Annotated in this window: 16 protein-coding genes; 4 read left to right on the top strand and 12 right to left on the bottom strand. The window is 72.9% G+C overall.

The genetic code is table 11. The features are described from left to right. Nucleotides 1-27: 27 nt before the first annotated feature. Both AC07F0_RS27465 and AC07F0_RS27460 read right to left on the bottom strand, forming a co-directional pair. The gene (locus AC07F0_RS27465; protein WP_478982738.1) at nt 28-1,017 is read right to left on the bottom strand and encodes a DMT family transporter; all 990 of its coding nucleotides are present in this window, start codon (nt 1,015-1,017) and stop codon (nt 28-30) included. Between the two features lie 86 nt (nt 1,018-1,103). Beyond that, nucleotides 1,104-1,925, bottom strand: a complete 822-nt coding sequence (locus AC07F0_RS27460) for a chitosanase (RefSeq protein WP_478982736.1) — start codon at nt 1,923-1,925, stop codon at nt 1,104-1,106. A 217-nt stretch (nt 1,926-2,142) separates the two neighbouring features. On the opposite strand from AC07F0_RS27460, the gene AC07F0_RS27455 reads away from it, so the two are divergent. Beyond that, nucleotides 2,143-2,325 carry a hypothetical protein gene (locus AC07F0_RS27455; RefSeq protein ID WP_478982734.1) on the top strand — a complete coding sequence of 61 codons (183 nt, stop codon included), beginning with the start codon at nt 2,143-2,145 and terminating at the stop codon, nt 2,323-2,325. A 13-nt stretch (nt 2,326-2,338) separates the two neighbouring features. Here the strand turns inward: AC07F0_RS27455 and AC07F0_RS27450 are convergent, their stop codons facing one another. The 3 genes from AC07F0_RS27450 to AC07F0_RS27440 form a co-directional block, all read right to left on the bottom strand. Beyond that, nucleotides 2,339-2,527 carry an ankyrin repeat domain-containing protein gene (locus tag AC07F0_RS27450; protein WP_478982832.1) on the bottom strand — a complete coding sequence of 63 codons (189 nt, stop codon included), beginning with the start codon at nt 2,525-2,527 and terminating at the stop codon, nt 2,339-2,341. Nucleotides 2,528-2,681: 154 nt separating this feature from the next. Next, nucleotides 2,682-3,347 (bottom strand): GAF and ANTAR domain-containing protein, encoded by a 666-nt coding sequence (locus AC07F0_RS27445; RefSeq protein WP_478982831.1) that lies wholly within the window; start codon nt 3,345-3,347, stop codon nt 2,682-2,684. Nucleotides 3,348-3,463: 116 nt separating this feature from the next. Beyond that, entirely contained in the window at nt 3,464-6,031 is a 2,568-nt protein-coding gene (locus AC07F0_RS27440) for a SpoIIE family protein phosphatase (RefSeq protein WP_478982732.1), read from the bottom strand. Between the two features lie 148 nt (nt 6,032-6,179). Here AC07F0_RS27440 and AC07F0_RS27435 point away from each other — a divergent pair, with 148 nt between their 5' ends. Next, nucleotides 6,180-6,767, top strand: coding sequence for an AMIN-like domain-containing (lipo)protein (locus tag AC07F0_RS27435; protein ID WP_478982730.1), 588 nt, complete (start codon nt 6,180-6,182; stop codon nt 6,765-6,767). A 48-nt stretch (nt 6,768-6,815) separates the two neighbouring features. Here the strand turns inward: AC07F0_RS27435 and AC07F0_RS27430 are convergent, their stop codons facing one another. From AC07F0_RS27430 to AC07F0_RS27410, 5 genes are all read right to left on the bottom strand, one after another. Beyond that, nucleotides 6,816-7,919 (bottom strand): GNAT family N-acetyltransferase, encoded by a 1,104-nt coding sequence (locus tag AC07F0_RS27430; protein ID WP_478982830.1) that lies wholly within the window; start codon nt 7,917-7,919, stop codon nt 6,816-6,818. A gap of 97 nt (nt 7,920-8,016) precedes the next feature. Next, entirely contained in the window at nt 8,017-8,514 is a 498-nt protein-coding gene (locus AC07F0_RS27425) for a hypothetical protein (protein ID WP_478982728.1), read from the bottom strand. A gap of 171 nt (nt 8,515-8,685) precedes the next feature. Further along, on the bottom strand, nt 8,686-9,375 hold the full coding sequence (locus tag AC07F0_RS27420; RefSeq protein WP_478982726.1) for a hypothetical protein: 690 nt from the start codon (nt 9,373-9,375) through the stop codon (nt 8,686-8,688). Between the two features lie 69 nt (nt 9,376-9,444). Further along, a complete protein-coding gene (locus AC07F0_RS27415) occupies nt 9,445-10,503 on the bottom strand; it encodes an LLM class flavin-dependent oxidoreductase (RefSeq protein WP_478982724.1) in 1,059 nt (352 codons plus the stop codon). Further along, on the bottom strand, nt 10,503-11,009 hold the full coding sequence (locus tag AC07F0_RS27410; RefSeq protein WP_478982722.1) for an SRPBCC family protein: 507 nt from the start codon (nt 11,007-11,009) through the stop codon (nt 10,503-10,505). The genes AC07F0_RS27415 and AC07F0_RS27410 overlap by 1 nt, the downstream gene beginning before the upstream one ends. Before the next feature lie 324 nt (nt 11,010-11,333). Between AC07F0_RS27410 and AC07F0_RS27405 the strand changes: the two genes are divergently transcribed. Then, on the top strand, nt 11,334-12,677 hold the full coding sequence (locus AC07F0_RS27405; RefSeq protein ID WP_478982720.1) for a diacylglycerol/lipid kinase family protein: 1,344 nt from the start codon (nt 11,334-11,336) through the stop codon (nt 12,675-12,677). Between the two features lie 110 nt (nt 12,678-12,787). Here the strand turns inward: AC07F0_RS27405 and AC07F0_RS27400 are convergent, their stop codons facing one another. Beyond that, the gene (locus AC07F0_RS27400) at nt 12,788-13,114 is read right to left on the bottom strand and encodes an antibiotic biosynthesis monooxygenase family protein (protein ID WP_059416674.1); all 327 of its coding nucleotides are present in this window, start codon (nt 13,112-13,114) and stop codon (nt 12,788-12,790) included. Nucleotides 13,115-13,228: 114 nt separating this feature from the next. Between AC07F0_RS27400 and AC07F0_RS27395 the strand changes: the two genes are divergently transcribed. Further along, nucleotides 13,229-14,179, top strand: a complete 951-nt coding sequence (locus AC07F0_RS27395) for a TIGR01777 family oxidoreductase (RefSeq protein WP_478982718.1) — start codon at nt 13,229-13,231, stop codon at nt 14,177-14,179. Nucleotides 14,180-14,185: 6 nt separating this feature from the next. Here AC07F0_RS27395 and AC07F0_RS27390 read toward each other — a convergent pair whose 3' ends face one another. Further along, a complete protein-coding gene (locus AC07F0_RS27390) occupies nt 14,186-15,055 on the bottom strand; it encodes an SCO4651 family lipoprotein (RefSeq protein ID WP_478982715.1) in 870 nt (289 codons plus the stop codon).

Genomic DNA, 15,055 nt, shown 5'->3' with positions numbered 1-15,055 from the left:
GACGCCGTCCATTAGATGCGCGCGAGATCACTCCGGCATGCCGGACACGGCGTCACCACGTTCCTCAGGGGGTTTGTTCCCCCGGAAGGTGGCCACCGGGGGAGTGCGGCCGCCCGCGGGGATCACCGACGGCCCGTCTCCGCCCGGCCGCGTCCGCGCCCCGGACCCCAGGGCGACGCCGAGGCCGACCAGCGCACTGCCCGCCGCCTGCGCGAGACCGTAGGAGCCCGTACCGACGAGCGGCGCGGTGCAGGCCGCCGCGACCGGGATGAGGCCGGAGAACAGGGTGGCGCGTTCCGCTCCGATCCGCTGCATGCCCATGTACCAGCACACGAACCCGACCACCGTGACCACCACCGCCTGCCACAGCAGCGCGCAGGTCTCGACGGTGTCCGGACGCCGCAGCCACGCGGCGCCCTCGGCGAGCACTCCGGCCGCCGCCGACTCCAGCGCGGCGACCGCGCACACCGTGGCGGACAGCAGCCGTGGACCGAGGGGCCGCAGTACGGGCACGGCGAGCACGGCGAACCCGACCTCTCCCGCCAGGGCGCACACGGAGAAGGCGATGCCCGCGCCGTCGGTGCGCCCCCAGCCCTGGACGACGCAGGCACCGAAGGCCACGAGCAACGCCCCGCACAACACGGACCGTTGAGGCCGGCGCCCGTCCAGGAGGGGCACGAGCACCGCGACCACCACCGGCGCACAGCCCACGAACACGCCCGGAACCGCAGGCTCCGCCGTGCGCTCCGCGGCGATGACGGCCAGGTTGAAACCGACCATGCCGACCGCGGCGAGCAGCGCGAGCCGGATCCACTGACGGGGTGTCAGCGCCCGCAGCCGGGCGGCCGCGCCCTTGCCGGTCAGCGGCACGAGCAGCAGACAGGCCAGCCCGTACCGCAGGAACTGACCGCCCGCGTACGGGTAGTCGCCCAGGACGCTGTTGGCCGTGAAGGAGCCTCCGACGAGGACGCAGGCGAGCGCGGCGAGCAGAGCACCGCGCGTGGTGGTGGCGTTCATAGGGCGACGCTAGGCAGCCGGGCGGCCCGGGAAGGGGTCCACTTCTGTGCCTGCTTGCCGGACCAATCCTGCCCGGGCCGCGGTCCTCAGCCGATGTGGTAGCTGTCGCCGTAGACCTTCCAGTCCAGCGGCGGGTCGAGGTCGAGGTTGCGCTCGCGCAGGAAGACCCGCTGTGCCGTGTCGACCCTGCTGGTGTCGCTGTGCGCCTCCTCCTGCTTCATCGCCCACACGCGTGCGTCCAGGAAGGCGTCGAGGTACGTCACCTCGTCACCGCCCCACGCCGGTGGGTTCGCGGTGCGCAGGGCCCGCTGACGGATGCTGCGGAAGCTCAGGGGGTCGTTGCCGTCGCCGTGCATGACGATGGCGTCGTAGTACGCGAACTGGCCGAGCGCCCGCAGCCCGTCCGCCTTCCCCTGCCGGACCGCCGGGCCGAAGTACACCCGGTCGCGTTCGTCGTCCTGGGCGCGGCGGAACTGGGCGTCGCGGGCCGCCCTGCGCCAGTCGCCGGGGAAGCCCGGGTCGAGCCCGTCGTGCGAGTCGGAGCCGTCGACCCGGCGCAACGCCGGCAGGTACTTCGCCAGGACGTTGCCGGGTTTGCGGTCGGTGTACAGCTCGACGAGGTCGAGCATGTCGCCGGTACCGGAGCAGAACCCGATGATGCCGGCGGTGTAGCCGCGGCCGTCGCCGATGTCCTCGATGTACTGGTACTGCGCCTTCCAGTCGAGCGAGGAGTTCTCCGCGCTCGACACGAGCTGCATGGCGATCTCCTTCTTCGCCGGGTTGTCGAGCCCGGCCGCACGGACGGAGGCCGTGGCGTGCGGCGGCTTCAGGAACGGGGCGGCGGCGAGTGTCGCGCCGAAGAGCGCCAGGACGGTGCGGCGCGCCGCCGGGGTCGAGGGGTGTCTCACGGGGCCTCCAAGCAGGGTGGGGGTTGGAAGAGCTGGCCGTGCAGAACTGATAGGAAGGTTTACTATCACTGGTCCCCGTGCAAGGGAAACAGCCGAGCGGAAAGTTCGTAGGGTCGAACAAGTGACCCTCGCGGGAACCATGAGCCCGGCTCGCACGTCAACTCATTGCCCAGGGAGGCCGATCGGTCGGAGAGGCCGGCCGGAGAGGGGAATCGCCGTGGACGAAGCGATGTCACAGCGGAGCAGCGAGGCGGAAGCCGCAGCACGCCAGGCCCGGTTCGGGACACTGCCGGAGCGGGTGCGCCTGGAGGACACGGTCGAGGAACGCGCCGCCGGCACGCCCGACCCGGCGCGCACCGCGTACAACCAGGACGAGTGGCTCGTGCGCTACTGCCTGTGAGACACCGCGGACGCTACGAGCGGCTCCGCGCCCCCAGGCCGCGCAGCCACCGCACGACGTCGTCCGCGTCCTGGGCCCGGGCGATGTCGAGCGGGGTCCGGTCGTCGTAGCCGCACCAGTTGATGTCCGCGCCGTGCCGGTGGAGGTACCGCGCGGTGGGCAGGTGACCGCCGTGGCAGGCTCCCCAGAAGGCGCTGGTGATCTCGACGGACGCGGGCGGCTCACCGGCCTCGAGCGCAGGGCGTTCGGCACCCCGCCCACGCCACCGCCGGTGTCCTCCCGAACCGGCCCGCTGCTGGGCATCGACACCGGCGCCGCCTGCCCGGTCAGCACCGTGAGGTGCCCTACCGCTCCGGTCAGCCCTGGCCGGGAGTGTCGACGCGGACGTGCCGGGCGACGTCGCGCAGCTTGATGTTGTGATGCTGGGAGATGCGCCGCAGCACGTCGAAGGCCTCGTCCTCGCTCATCCGGTGACGTTCCATGAGGATCCCCATGGCCTCCCCGATGGCGTGCCGGGTCTCCAGGGCGTGCTCGAGCTGGTCGACGGTGCGGGCGGTGGCCAGCGCGACGGCGGCGTGGGAGGCGAGCAGCCAGCCCGCGGCCTCGATGTCCTTGCCGAAGGCCCCCGGCCGGCGCGAGTACAGGTTGAGGGCGCCGAAGTCCTGCCCACCGGTGTAGAGCAGCACACCGGTCATGCTGCCGATTCCGAGGTCGCGGGCGGCCTGGGAGAACCGCGGCCAGGACGGCTGCGGCTTCGTCATGTCGGCGATGCGGAACAGCCGCTCACCGTCCACGCGCCGGGCCGCGTCGAAACACGGTCCCTCGCCCAGCTCGCCCTGCAGCCGGTCGGACTCCTCGACCATGTCGCCGCAGACGGAGAGCGTCAGGGCCCGGCCCTTGGACACCGCCAGGATCCCGGCCGCGTCACAGCCCTCGACCAGCTTCACGGCGGCTGCCGCGATCTCGTCCAGCGTCGCCTGCACCGAATCCTGCGCCACCAGATCGCGGGCGAGCATCGCCATCTGCTCGGCATACCGCTGCCACTCCACCGCCACCACCGCCTCGCTCACCCGTCCCGCCCACCGTACCCCGCGCCACGCCGCCCACGCCCCGTCGCGTGCGTCGGCAGCCCGGTCGCTCAGCGATACGCCGTCAGCAGCAGCGCCACGTCGTCGGGCCGCTCCCGGGCCCGGCGGGCCATGCGCACCAGCCGGTCGGCGAGCTGCTCCACCGAGTCCGCCGGGGTGTCGGCGAGGCAGCGGCGGACCTCCTCGATGCCCGTCTCGATGTCGCTGCCGGGCTGCTCCACGAGCCCGTCGGTGTACAGGGCGAGGACACTGCCGGGGGCGAGCGTGAGTTCCGTGACCGGATAGTCCGCGTCGGACTGCACGCCCAGCATGACGCCGCCCGCGAGATCCAGCGTCTGCGCGCGCCCGTCGGGATGGCGCAGCAGCGGCGGGGGATGCCCGGCCCGTACGGCGAACGCCCGTCCCGTACGCGGGTCCAGCTCGACGTAGCAGCAGGTGGCGCAGACGTCCGCCTCCAGCTCGGCCAGGTGCCGGTTGGTGTGCGTGATCACCTCCTGCGGCGGCCACTCGCTCGCCGCGAAGGCGTGCACGGCACTGCGCAGCTGGCCCATCACCGCGGCGGCGCCGACACTGTGGCCCTCGACGTCCCCGATGACCAGGGCCACCCCGCGCCCCGTGGTGACCACGTCGTACCAGTCGCCGCCGATGGCCATGCCCTGGGTGCCGGGCAGGTAGCGGCCGGTGGTGCGCAGCCCCTCGACGGCGGGCAGCCGGTGCGGCAGCAGCCCCTCCTGAAGACCGCGGGCGACGGCGGACTCGGCGTCGTAGAGGCGCGCTCGCTCCAGCGCCTGCGCGGCCAGGCCGCTCAGCGCGGTGAGTGCGGAACGCTCGTCGGGGGTGAACCGGTGCGGGGTGTCCCAGCCGAGGATGCATGAGCCGACGGGATGCCCGGAGGCGATCAGCGGCAGGAACGACCAGGCGCTCATCCGGTCCAGGGTGATGCCCGGGTAGGCGACGGAGAGGTCCTCGGGCGACTCGAAGAAGAGCGGCAGCCGCGTGGTCAGCGCGTGCACACCGGGCAGCTGCGTGTCGAGGGTGACCCCCTCGAAGGGGGCGAGGAAGCCCTCGGGATAGCCCGACTCCCACAGCAGGTACATCCGCCCCTCGCGGACCGTGTACAGGGCGAGCTCCCGGACGCCGAACGCGGGCAGCAGCTGCTCGGACACGGCCCGGCACACGTCCTCGACGGTGACCGCCTGGGTGAGCACGCTCGCCATCTGCACCACGTGGTACAGCGCCCCGGCACGCGCCGCCGCGACCGGACCGGGCGGCGGCGCCACGGCCCCTGGTTCGGGACCGGCGGCGGACCCGGCATCGCGCGCCGCCCCGGCGTCCGTGGGCGCCCCGGCCGGACGGACCCGGCCGGTCAGCCCGTGCACATCCGGGTAGAGCACGAAGCTCAGCCAGTTCCCGGCGGGATGCCGCACGAGGAAGGACACCTGCTCCTGCGACAGCATCGCCGCCCGGTAGCGGTCCTCGTACGCCGGATCCCGGAGCCAGGTGATCACCTCCCACGGATAGCGGCCCAGGAACGCCTCGCGGCCGCCGCCCAGCAGTTCCTCGCAGCGGTGGTTGGCGTACGTCACGCGGCCGTCCTGGTCCAGGGAGAAGACACCGTCGGGCAGCCGCTCCGCGGCCTCGGCCGCCCTGAGCCCGCTGACCGCGTCGACGAGGGCTCCCACCAGGATCCGGCCGGAACCGGCGCCGCCGCGCACGAGATGTCCCCACAGCTCGACGGGCCGGTAGCCGGCCTCCGCCTCGCCCGCGGAGTCGTCCCGCACCCGGAAGTGCCGGGACCTGACCTGGCCGAGCGTGAGCGCGTCGTGCCGGCACGCGCGCAGTTCGTGCAGGTCGTCGGGGCTGACCCGGGCCACGATCTCCGCCATCGTGCCGCGGAAGTCCGCCCGGCCGATGCCGAGGAGAGCGAGCGCCTCGTCGTCCGCCGTGCACCGGTCGCTGTCGAGGTCCCAGTCGATGAGCCCTACCCGGACGGGATGGACGGCGGGCGTGGGCAGCCGCACGCCCACCGGTTCGCCGTCGTACTCGACCCGGTCCGGGGCCGGTTCCGCATCCGGCCGGCCGGCGGCGAGGCGGGCCAGACGCTCCTCCATGGCCTGCCCGGCCGGGCGCAGCGCCGGCTCCACGGCCTCCGCGCCGATCGGCGACCGGGCGGCCGAACGCAGGACGACCAGGACGCCCACGGTCTCGCCGCCGGCCCGGACGGGCCGGTAGGCCGAGCCGAAGGAGTACGGCAGCCCGGCGGTGAAGTGCGGGAAGCGCACCATGGTGGCGCTCTCGTCCGGCAGCCACAGCGTCTCGTTGCGCCGGTAGGCCTCCGCCATGGGCAGTGCACCGCCCACCGGCACCCGCCACCAGGTCTTCAGCAGCGACCGGGGCACCCCGGTCACCATCGCGAGCACGAGCGAACGCCGGTCGCGGGAGCGCAGGTAGACCAGTCCGCCGTAACCCCCGAGGTCCTGTACGGCCTCGATCAGCGGAGCGGTCAGGGCATCCTCGATCCAGCCGGTGTCCCCGGTCCGGGCCCGGCCGTCACCACCGCCCCGGCTCCGGCCATCGGATGACCGGGGCCCGTCCGGTACGGCGGTTGACTCATCCATCTCGCGTCCTCCCGGTACGGACGCACCGGACCCCATCGCTCCCCACCAGGATGTGCCATGGTCGGCGGTCCGGCGCGGTGGGTGCAACCTTTCGGTCCGTCCGGACGTCTCACCCCATACCAGCAATACATGAGCCTCGGGGGCGGTAATGGTACGAATCAGAACAGCATGCGCGACTCTCGCGCTCGTCGGCGCCACGGTGGGCGTGGCAGCCGTCCCGGCCGGTGCCGCACCGGTCGCCGCCCGGGCCGCCGCCCAGGCCACGGCCTGTCCGACCGGCTGGGGAAGCCTCCCCAAGACCGACACCAGTGGCACGATCGCGCCGGTGAAGGACGTCCGGACCGGCCGTCACACCTGCTTCGACCGGATGGTCATCGACGTGCCCGGCGGGGGCAGCGACGTCGGCTACTCGGTCCGCTACGTCGACCGGCTCTACCAGGACGGCTCGGGCCGGGAGATCCCCGTGGCCGGCGGAGCCGTCCTCGAGGTTCGGGTCGCAGCGCCCGCCTACGACCCGGAGACCGGCGCCGCCACGTATCCCGGCCGGGTCTCGCGCCCGCTGCCGGGCGTGGACCTCACCGGCTACCGCACCTTCCGGGACACCCGGTTCGCCGGCAGCTTCGAGGGCGAGACCCAGGTCGGGCTCGGCGTCCGCGCCCGGCTGCCCTTCCGGGTACTGCAGCTCGACGGCCGCGTCGTCGTGGACGTCGCCCACAACTGGACCGGCACGAGCTGACCGCGGTGCGCCCGGTTCCCCGGAGCCGGGCGCCCGGCCTGACCGGTCTCAGTGACCGCGCAGCCGCCCCACCCCCTCCAGCGCCCGCGCTGCCGCGCCGGCCAGGAGGGGCCGGTTGCGGACGAATCGACGGGCGGCCCGTGCGGGCTCCCGGCTCACCCAGTGGGCGGCCCCGCCCGGCACCGGCCGTACCACCACCCCCTCGTACACCCGCAGGTCACGGGTCTTGAGCGACTCCTTGTAGCGGGCCGGGCCGCTCCCCAGATCGACCGTCTCGACGCCGTCTGCCGCCGCGGCCCGCAGCATCCTCAGCTGGAGCACGAGTCCGGGGGAGTACTTGGCGTAGGTGCGGTCGTACGCCGGGAACCACCAGGACAGCACCGTGCGCGAGCGCAGACCGAAGTGCGCCGCCACGGGCCGGTCCGCCGCGTACAGCACGGACAGTACGCCCCGGCACTCCGGTTCCTCGCTCTGCCCGAGCAGCCCCACCAGCCGGGTGATCCACTCCTGCGCGAACCGGTCGCGCCGGCCGGTCCGCCGGTACTGCGCCGACTTCCACTCCATCAGCGCCCGCAAGGCACCCGAATCCCGGGCGTCGTACACGAACCGCACCTCGCCGACCTGCCGGGCCAGCCTGCGCTCCTTGGCCAGGGTCTGTCTGAGGAAACTCGGCGACTTCGCGCGCAGCCGCCGCGTGTACCGCTCGAACCCCTCGCCGATGTCGATGACCGGGGAGGCGTGTTCCTCGACCGCGTGCGGCACGAACACCTCCTGACCGGCTTCGAGGTTGTCGAACTCCCAGGACGACAGGGCGCAGGACCGCAGTAACCTGCGGGCGTCGAGCCGGATCCCTGGGCGTAAGACGACCCCCTGGCTGTCGGACACGCCGAGCCCGATGGCCCGGCCCTGCCCCAAGGGCCCTCTCTCGTACGGGAAGAACCCGACCGGGGAGCCGTCGTCCTGCAACACCGCCACTCTGGCCGCAGGCCTGACCTGCCCCACCGCCATGGTGAACGCCGGGTCGAGAAAGGGATTCGCCGGGGCACCGGACTCCGTCCGTATCTCCCGCCACATCTTCTGGTCGGACGGGCTCAGTTCGTCCGGCTTGAGAATCAGAACACGCTTTCCGGGCAACTCCGCCTCCTGTGTCATCGGCATGGGGACACACGAAGGCCTGCACATCACCGTGTACCGGCACCAGGCAGTACTCGGGCCGCACGGCGCAGGCCCTGGTCGGTACCGCCGTCGCTCAGCAGCGAAACGCCTGCAGCGCAACGGCGTTCGGGGAGGCTGCGGCCACCCCTGGACGCCGGCCCGTTCCCGCCGCCCGGACGTCCGTACCACCCCGGTCCACCATCGACGCGTCGGCCACCACGGTGCCCGCCCGGGCCGCTCCGGCCGCCCTGGGCGTCCGCGCCGCCGCCTGCCGGACCGACGGCTCCTCCTCGCACGGACAGGGCTCCCCGGCTCCCTCGGCGCCGGCTCCCTCGACTCCGGATCCCGCGACTCCGGCCCCTTCGGCTCCGGTCCCTCCGCCTCCGGCGCTCGAAGCCGCCCCCGGTTCCACCGCGTTCACCGCCGCCGTGACCGCGGCGTCAGCCGTGCGCACGCCCGGCGCGAGGCCGGGGACGGCGAGATGCAGCAACAGCAGGCAGGCCACCAGGCCCAACGCCGCTGCCCATCGTCGCCGCACCATCAGACCCCTGACCTGCGTCTCGGCGGGGGAGGACGGAGCGATCCGGTCCAAGTGGCCGACGCCGGACCAGGCCCCCGACACGGCCGGCTGTGCCTTTAAGTAGGCCGAGCGCACCCCGCCCCGTCAAGCCCTTGTGAGCCGATTCGCCCCGCTCGGCCACTTGCTGCCGGAATTCCGACGGAAAGCGCTGTCGGCGCTCGCCCGCTCTCCTGTGGCGCCGGGTCAGTCGCCGCCCGGCAGGCTCAGCACCTCGCCCGCCTTCGGGGCCCGGATGTCGAGCGGTTCGTCGAAGTCGCTGAACGAGGTGGTGGTCTGCTGTGCGGCACTCTTGTAGACCGTCCTGAGCAGGTACGGCTTGCCTTCGGCCGCCACGTAGAAGGTGTACGTCCCCTTCTTGTCCGCCTTGTCGGTCACGATCAGCTCGACGGCCTTCGTACCCTCCACGCGGGTGGAGCCGCCCTTGCGTGCCGTGCCGAACGAGTCGAAGGGCCGTTCGCAGGAGGCGAGTCCGTCGCCGCCCCGGGCGGCCGGGTCCACCGGCGTCTTCACCCACAGCTTCTGCTCGCCGGTGACGCCCGGATAGTTCTTCCACTTCTGCACATAGGCCCGGTTCGGCCGGACGTAGTCCGTCTCGCCCAGCCGGATCTGCTCCAGCGTGCCGTCCCCGGACCAGGTGGTCCTGGATCTGCACCGGCTGTCGAGGTCGGTCACGAGGCGGTTGGTGACCGAACCGCCGCTCTTCGTGCGGTTGGTGATGTGGACGGTGACCGAACTCAGCTTCCGCATCGTCGGGTTGGCCTCGTCGAGGATGTCACGGGCGGACTTCTCCTCGCCGGTGCCGTCGGTGCCGCACCCGGTCAGTGCGGCACCCGCCAGCAGGCATGCGAGCGCGGTCGTCGTCACGGTAGCCATGGCCCGCACGGAGCCCCCTGTTTTCCTGTCGTCCGATGATCGGCAAGGGAGCCTACCCGGCCACCGTGTTCAGGTGGTGCCGCCGACCTCACGGACCAGCTCGATCGCCCGGCCGAGGGTGGCGAGCCGGTCCTCCAGGGTCGTACCGGCCGGATAGAGACGGACCGTGTCCACCCCGGCGTCCTGCCAGACGCGCAGCCGCCGCCGCACCATCTCCTCCGTGCCGATGAGCGTGGTCGCCAGCACCATCTCGTCGGTGACCACACCGGCCGCACCGTCCCGGTCGCCCGCCTGCCAGCGCTCCCGCACCTCCGCCGCCACCTCGGCCCAGCCCTGCCGGCTGTAGGCCCGGTTGTAGAAGTTGGCCGACGCGGAGCCCATCCCGCCCAGGCTGAAGGCGAGTTCCTTCTTCCGGCCGGCGACCATGGCGCTCAGCGCCTCCTCGTCCGGGGCGAAGGCGACCTCGGCCCCCTGGCAGACGTCGAAGCCGTCACGGCCGCGGCCCGCTGCGGCCAGCCCCTCGTCCAGCGGAGCGAAGTAGGCGTCCGCCGCGCCCTCCGGTACGAAGCTGGTGCCGAGCCAGCCGTCCGCGACCTGGCCGGTCAGCCGCAGCATGGCGGGCGACAGCGCGGCCAGATAGACGGGCACGGCGTGCTCGGCCCGCAGGGACAGGCGCATCGGCACCGCCTCCCCGCCGGGCAGCGGAATCTCGAACTCCGAGCCCGAGTAGGAGAGCTTGCCGCCCGCGAGCACCTGCCGCACGATCTCCACCGTCTCGCGCACGCGCGCCAGGGGACGGGCGAAGGACACCCCGTGCAGGCCCTCCATCACCTGCGGACCGGACGGGCCGAGCCCGAGCAGGAAGCGCCCCCCGGACAGGTTGGACAGGGTGATCGCCGTCTGGGCGAGCGCCACCGGCGTGCGCGTCCCGACCTGCATGACCGCGGAGCCCAGCAGCATCCGTTCCGTACGGGCCGCGTAGAAGCCCAGGGCGGACGGGGCGTCGGAGCCCCACGCCTCGGCGACCCAGCAGACGTCGAGCCCCAGTTTCTCGGCCTCGACGACGAAGTCGGCCTGCCGGGACCAGGGGCCGAGGCCCGACGCCTCCACGGTCGTCGCCGTCCGCATCAGGCCTCCGCCCACTGCCGGACGAGCTCCAGCGCGGCGGTCATGCCGCGCTCGAACTCGCGCAACCTCACGAACACGATCTTCTGCTCCTTCTCCGGCATGGCGTCGATCGCGAAGGAGAGCCCGGAGCGCCCGGGCCCCATCCGCATCCACTGCGACAGCTCGGTCCCGCCGTTCCCGGGTGCGAGGACGAATCGCCAGAGGGCACTGGGTTCGTCCGGATCCCCGACCGCCCAGGAGAACACCCGCCCGGGCTCGCACGCGACGATCGTGGAGGTGGTCTCCCACTCGCCGAACGCCTCGTGTTCGTTGCGTCCGACGAACCGGGCCCCGACCACGGGACCGGTGGCCCCGCCGACCCACCGCACCGACTGGAGCTCCTCGCTCATCTCCGGCATACGCATCACATCGGACACCAGCGCCCATACCCGCCCCGGCGGCGCGGCGATCCACGTACTCACCTCGACCGTCGGCCTGTCCGCGTAACGCGCGCCCGTCCACTCCATCGCGTGCCGGCCTCCTCGTCGACAGGAACTGTGGCAGGCAGCACAGTTGCGTAATAAGACTCAAAAGGTCAAGGGGGAGTGCACATCCACTGCCGACAGCGGCGGCGCGGGCGGGCGCCGACGTGCCCCGGTGTGCGGAACCGCGCTCGCGGGGCCGCGTACGCTACCGATGGCTCCGCCCCCGAAGACCGTCACGTCTGACGTCACTCGGAGCGGGGAGCCATGAGGGATGGCGGTAGCCATGCCGATCCGTCGGCGGGCACGATGTTTCACGGCCGGGCGCGGTCCGGAAGGTCCGCCCGCGCCTTCGAGCGGAGGAACGACATGGGATCGGCGATGGTCGAGCGGAATCACCGCCGGCAGAGATGGGCGGCCAGGGGAGCCCTGGCCACAGCGGCGCTGGCGGCGCTGCTGCCCCTCGTGACCGGCGGTCTGAAGGGACTGCTGCTGCTCGCGGCCGGCCTGGCGGGACTCGCCCTGACCGCGGCCGCGCTCTGGTGGGTCCTGTCCCGCCGGGGGCCGGTCCGCACGGCGGCGGCCGCACTGGCGGTCGTCGCCCCCGCCGCCGTCATCACACTCTTCGCGGTCGCGAATCTGCTCTGGGTGGTCTTCGCGTCCCTGCTGCTGTGGTGCCTCGCGGTCTGGAGCGGCCGCTACGCCCTGCGCAGCACGGGCCTGCGGCCGGTACGGGTCAAGGAGTACCGCACGCCACCGCCGAAGCGCCCCTTCCTCCTGCTCAACCCCCGCTCCGGCGGCGGCAAGGTCGGGAAGTTCGGCATCAAGGAGAAGGCCGAGGCGCTGGGTGCCCGAGTCGTCCTCCTCGACCCGGAACAGCACCAGGACGTCACCGCCCTGGCCAAGGCCGCCGTGGCCGACGGAGCCGACCTGCTCGGCGTCGCGGGCGGCGACGGCACGCAGGCTCTGGTCGCCGCCGTCGCGGCGGAACACGGCCTGCCGTTCCTCGTCATCTCGGCCGGCACGCGCAATCACTTCGCCATGGACCTGGGCCTGGACCGCGACGATCCGTCCACGTGCCTCGACGCCCTCACCGACGGGGTGGAACTCCGTGTCGACCTCGGCTTCGCCGACGACCGCCCCTTCGTCAACAACGCGTCGTTCGGCGCGTACGGGGCCGTCGTCCAGAGCCCGGGCTACCGCGAGGACAAGGTGGGCGCGGCGCTGGAGCGGCTGCCCGAACTGCTCACCCGGCAGAGCGGCCCACGGCTGACCGCCGGCGCCGACGGCACCGTCATCGCGGATCCGCAGGCCGTGCTCGTGAGCAACAATCCGTACCGCATGGACGATCCCTTCGGCTTCGGCCGGCGCCAGCGGCTCGACTCCGGGAAGCTGGGCGTGCTCGCCGTGCGCGTCGACAGTGCCGTGGAAGCGGCCGAACTCCTGCTGGCCCCGCGCCCGGAGGGCCTCACGATGCTCACCGCCCAGCACGTGGTCGTCGAGGCCGACGCACCGCACCTGGAGGTCGGGCTGGACGGCGAGGCACTCACCCTGCCCGCCCCCGTCCACTGCCGCATCGCCCGCCGTGCCCTGCGCGTCCGGGTGCCCCGCAACCGCCCCGGGGTCCCCGAGACGCCGCCGCGCCTCGATTGGCGCCGGCTCCGCAAACTGGCGGCGGCGGTCGGCCGTACGGCCGCACCCTCGCGCTCCTGAGCACGGCACCTGGCCGCCGCCGCACGGCACCTGGCCGCCGGCCCGCGGCGGCGCGCGCCACCTTGGGCCGGACGACCGCGATCCTCGTGCTCGCGGCGAAGCGAAAAAATCTAGGCGCCCTTCGGTCCCGCCTGCTGCACCACCTCGAACGACCAGAGCGTCGAGTCGCTCGCCGCCGGCTTGGGCCGCTCGCCGCCCTCGCCGCCGCCCTGGTGCGCGGCCTTCATCGGTCCCTCCATCCAGGCCTGGAACGACGCCTCGTCACGCCACCGGGTGTAGACGAGGTACGTGTCGGTGCCCTCCACGGGACGGAGCAGCTCGAACCACTCGAAGCCGTCGGAGCTCTCCACGGTGTGCGCGCGGGAAGCGAACCGCTTCTCCAGCGTCTCCCGCTGCTCGGCGGGCACGGTCAGCACATTGATCTTGACAACGCTCATGGGCCCCATCTTGCCCGATGGCGCCTCCGCACAGACCAAGGCCCGCACCATCGAGAGTTTTGAACGCGTTCAAATATAGGCTAGGGTCACTCCCACAGGTCGAGGGGGAGTGACATGAAGATCGTGATGCCCGGCGGGACGGGGCAGGTCGGCACAGTCCTGAAGCGGGCACTGAGTGCGGCCGGACATGACGTCGTGGTGCTCAGCAGGCGCCCGGGGCGGCAGGGCGAAGTGCGCTGGGACGGCGAGACCCCGGGGCCGTGGGCGGAGGAGATCGACGGCAGCGATGTCGTGGTCAACCTGGCCGGACGGAGCGTCAACTGCCGCTACACCCCGGCCAACCTCCGGGAGATGATGGACTCGCGGGTCCACTCCGCCCGGGTCGTGGGCGAGGCGATCGCCGCGGCCGCCCGGCCGCCCCGGGTCTGGCTCCAGATGAGCACCGCGACCGTCTACGCCCACCGCTACGACGCGCCCAACGACGAGGCCACCGGCGTGATCGGCGGCACCGAACCCGACGCCCCCGGCTACTGGGCCTACAGCGTCGACATCGCCAGGGCCTGGGAGCGGGAGCAGGAGACGGCCGGCACCCCGCACACCCGGAAGGTGGCCCTGCGCGCCGCCATGATGATGAGCCCCGACCGCGGCGGCGTCTTCGACGTCCTGCTGCGGCTGGCCCGGCTGGGCCTCGGCGGCCCCGTCGCCGGCGGCGCACAGTACGTGTCGTGGATCCACGACCAGGACTTCGTCCGGGCGGTCGAGTTCCTCGTCGCCCGGGACGACATCACGGGGCCGGTCAACCTCGCCGCTCCCGCGCCCCTGCCGCAGCGCGACTTCATGCGTGCCCTGCGGGCCGCGTGGGGCGTCCCCGTGGGCCTGCCCGCGACGCGCTGGATGGCCGAGGCCGGCGCCTTCGTCCTGCGCTCGGACACCGAACTGCTGCTGAAGAGCCGCCGCGTCGTCCCCGGCCGCCTTCTGGACGCGGGCTTCACGTTCGGGCACCCCGACTGGCCGGCGGCCGCGGACGACCTCGTACGGCGGTTCCGCAGCCGTGGCGTGGGGTGAGCCCGGTCAGCCCCGCTTCCCGCCCTGCTCCAGGGCCTTGCCGGTCATGTCGGTGACCTGCCCGGCCGGGGGCGCGTCCGCCTCCACCTCGGTGCCGAAGTCGGTGAAGTCCATGACCGTGCGCACCGCGACCTTCTGGGGCGAGGAATGGGCGTCCGTGGAGGACCGTTCCGTCGACCCCGGTGCGGCCTTGAGGGTCATGTCGATCTGCTGACGGCGCATGCGGCCCTCTTCGTCCAGCCACACGTCCATCGGGAGGGTCGGGCCGACCTGTTTCCGCAGTGCGTCGCCGCCCGGCAGCTTCGCGACGTCGACGGAGACGCGGTACCGCGTGGTCTCGACACCGTCGATCGTGGCCGTGCCCTTCTTGGTCACGTCCTTGTCGGTGATCGCCTTCGCGTACGCCGCGGACTGCGCCGGATCGCTCATGGACCGGTCGCCCGCGCCCTGCTGTGCGGAGACCTTCCCCAGGTCGATCCTGATCCAGGGCTTGCCGCCCGGCGCCTGCCCCTTCGGCATCTTCTGGTACAGCACCTGATCGACCACCCGCTGCTCGATCCGCTGCCCCCGCACCGTCAGCGTCATGACGCTGTCGCCGTCGTCCAGGTCCACGGCGCCCTGTCCGTTCGCGGACTCCGAGGCGCCCTGGGCCGAGGTCTGCACCCGCAGCCTCACCTTGGCGGTGTCCTCCTCGGCCGTCCTGTCGTAGGCCGAGCGCACCGCCCGCGTGCCCTGCTCCTGGGCGTTGCCCCGCGCCGAGGAACCCCCTGCGCCCTCACCCGTGCCGTCGTCGCCGCAGCCGACCAGCACCGTGCCGGCCAGCACACCGGCGACGCCTAAGGCACAGACCCTCCTGCCGTTCCCTGCCCTGCGCAT

It is taken from the genome of Streptomyces sp. NPDC045955, from assembly GCF_056430805.1.
This window is presented reverse-complemented; position numbering and strand designations above follow the sequence as displayed.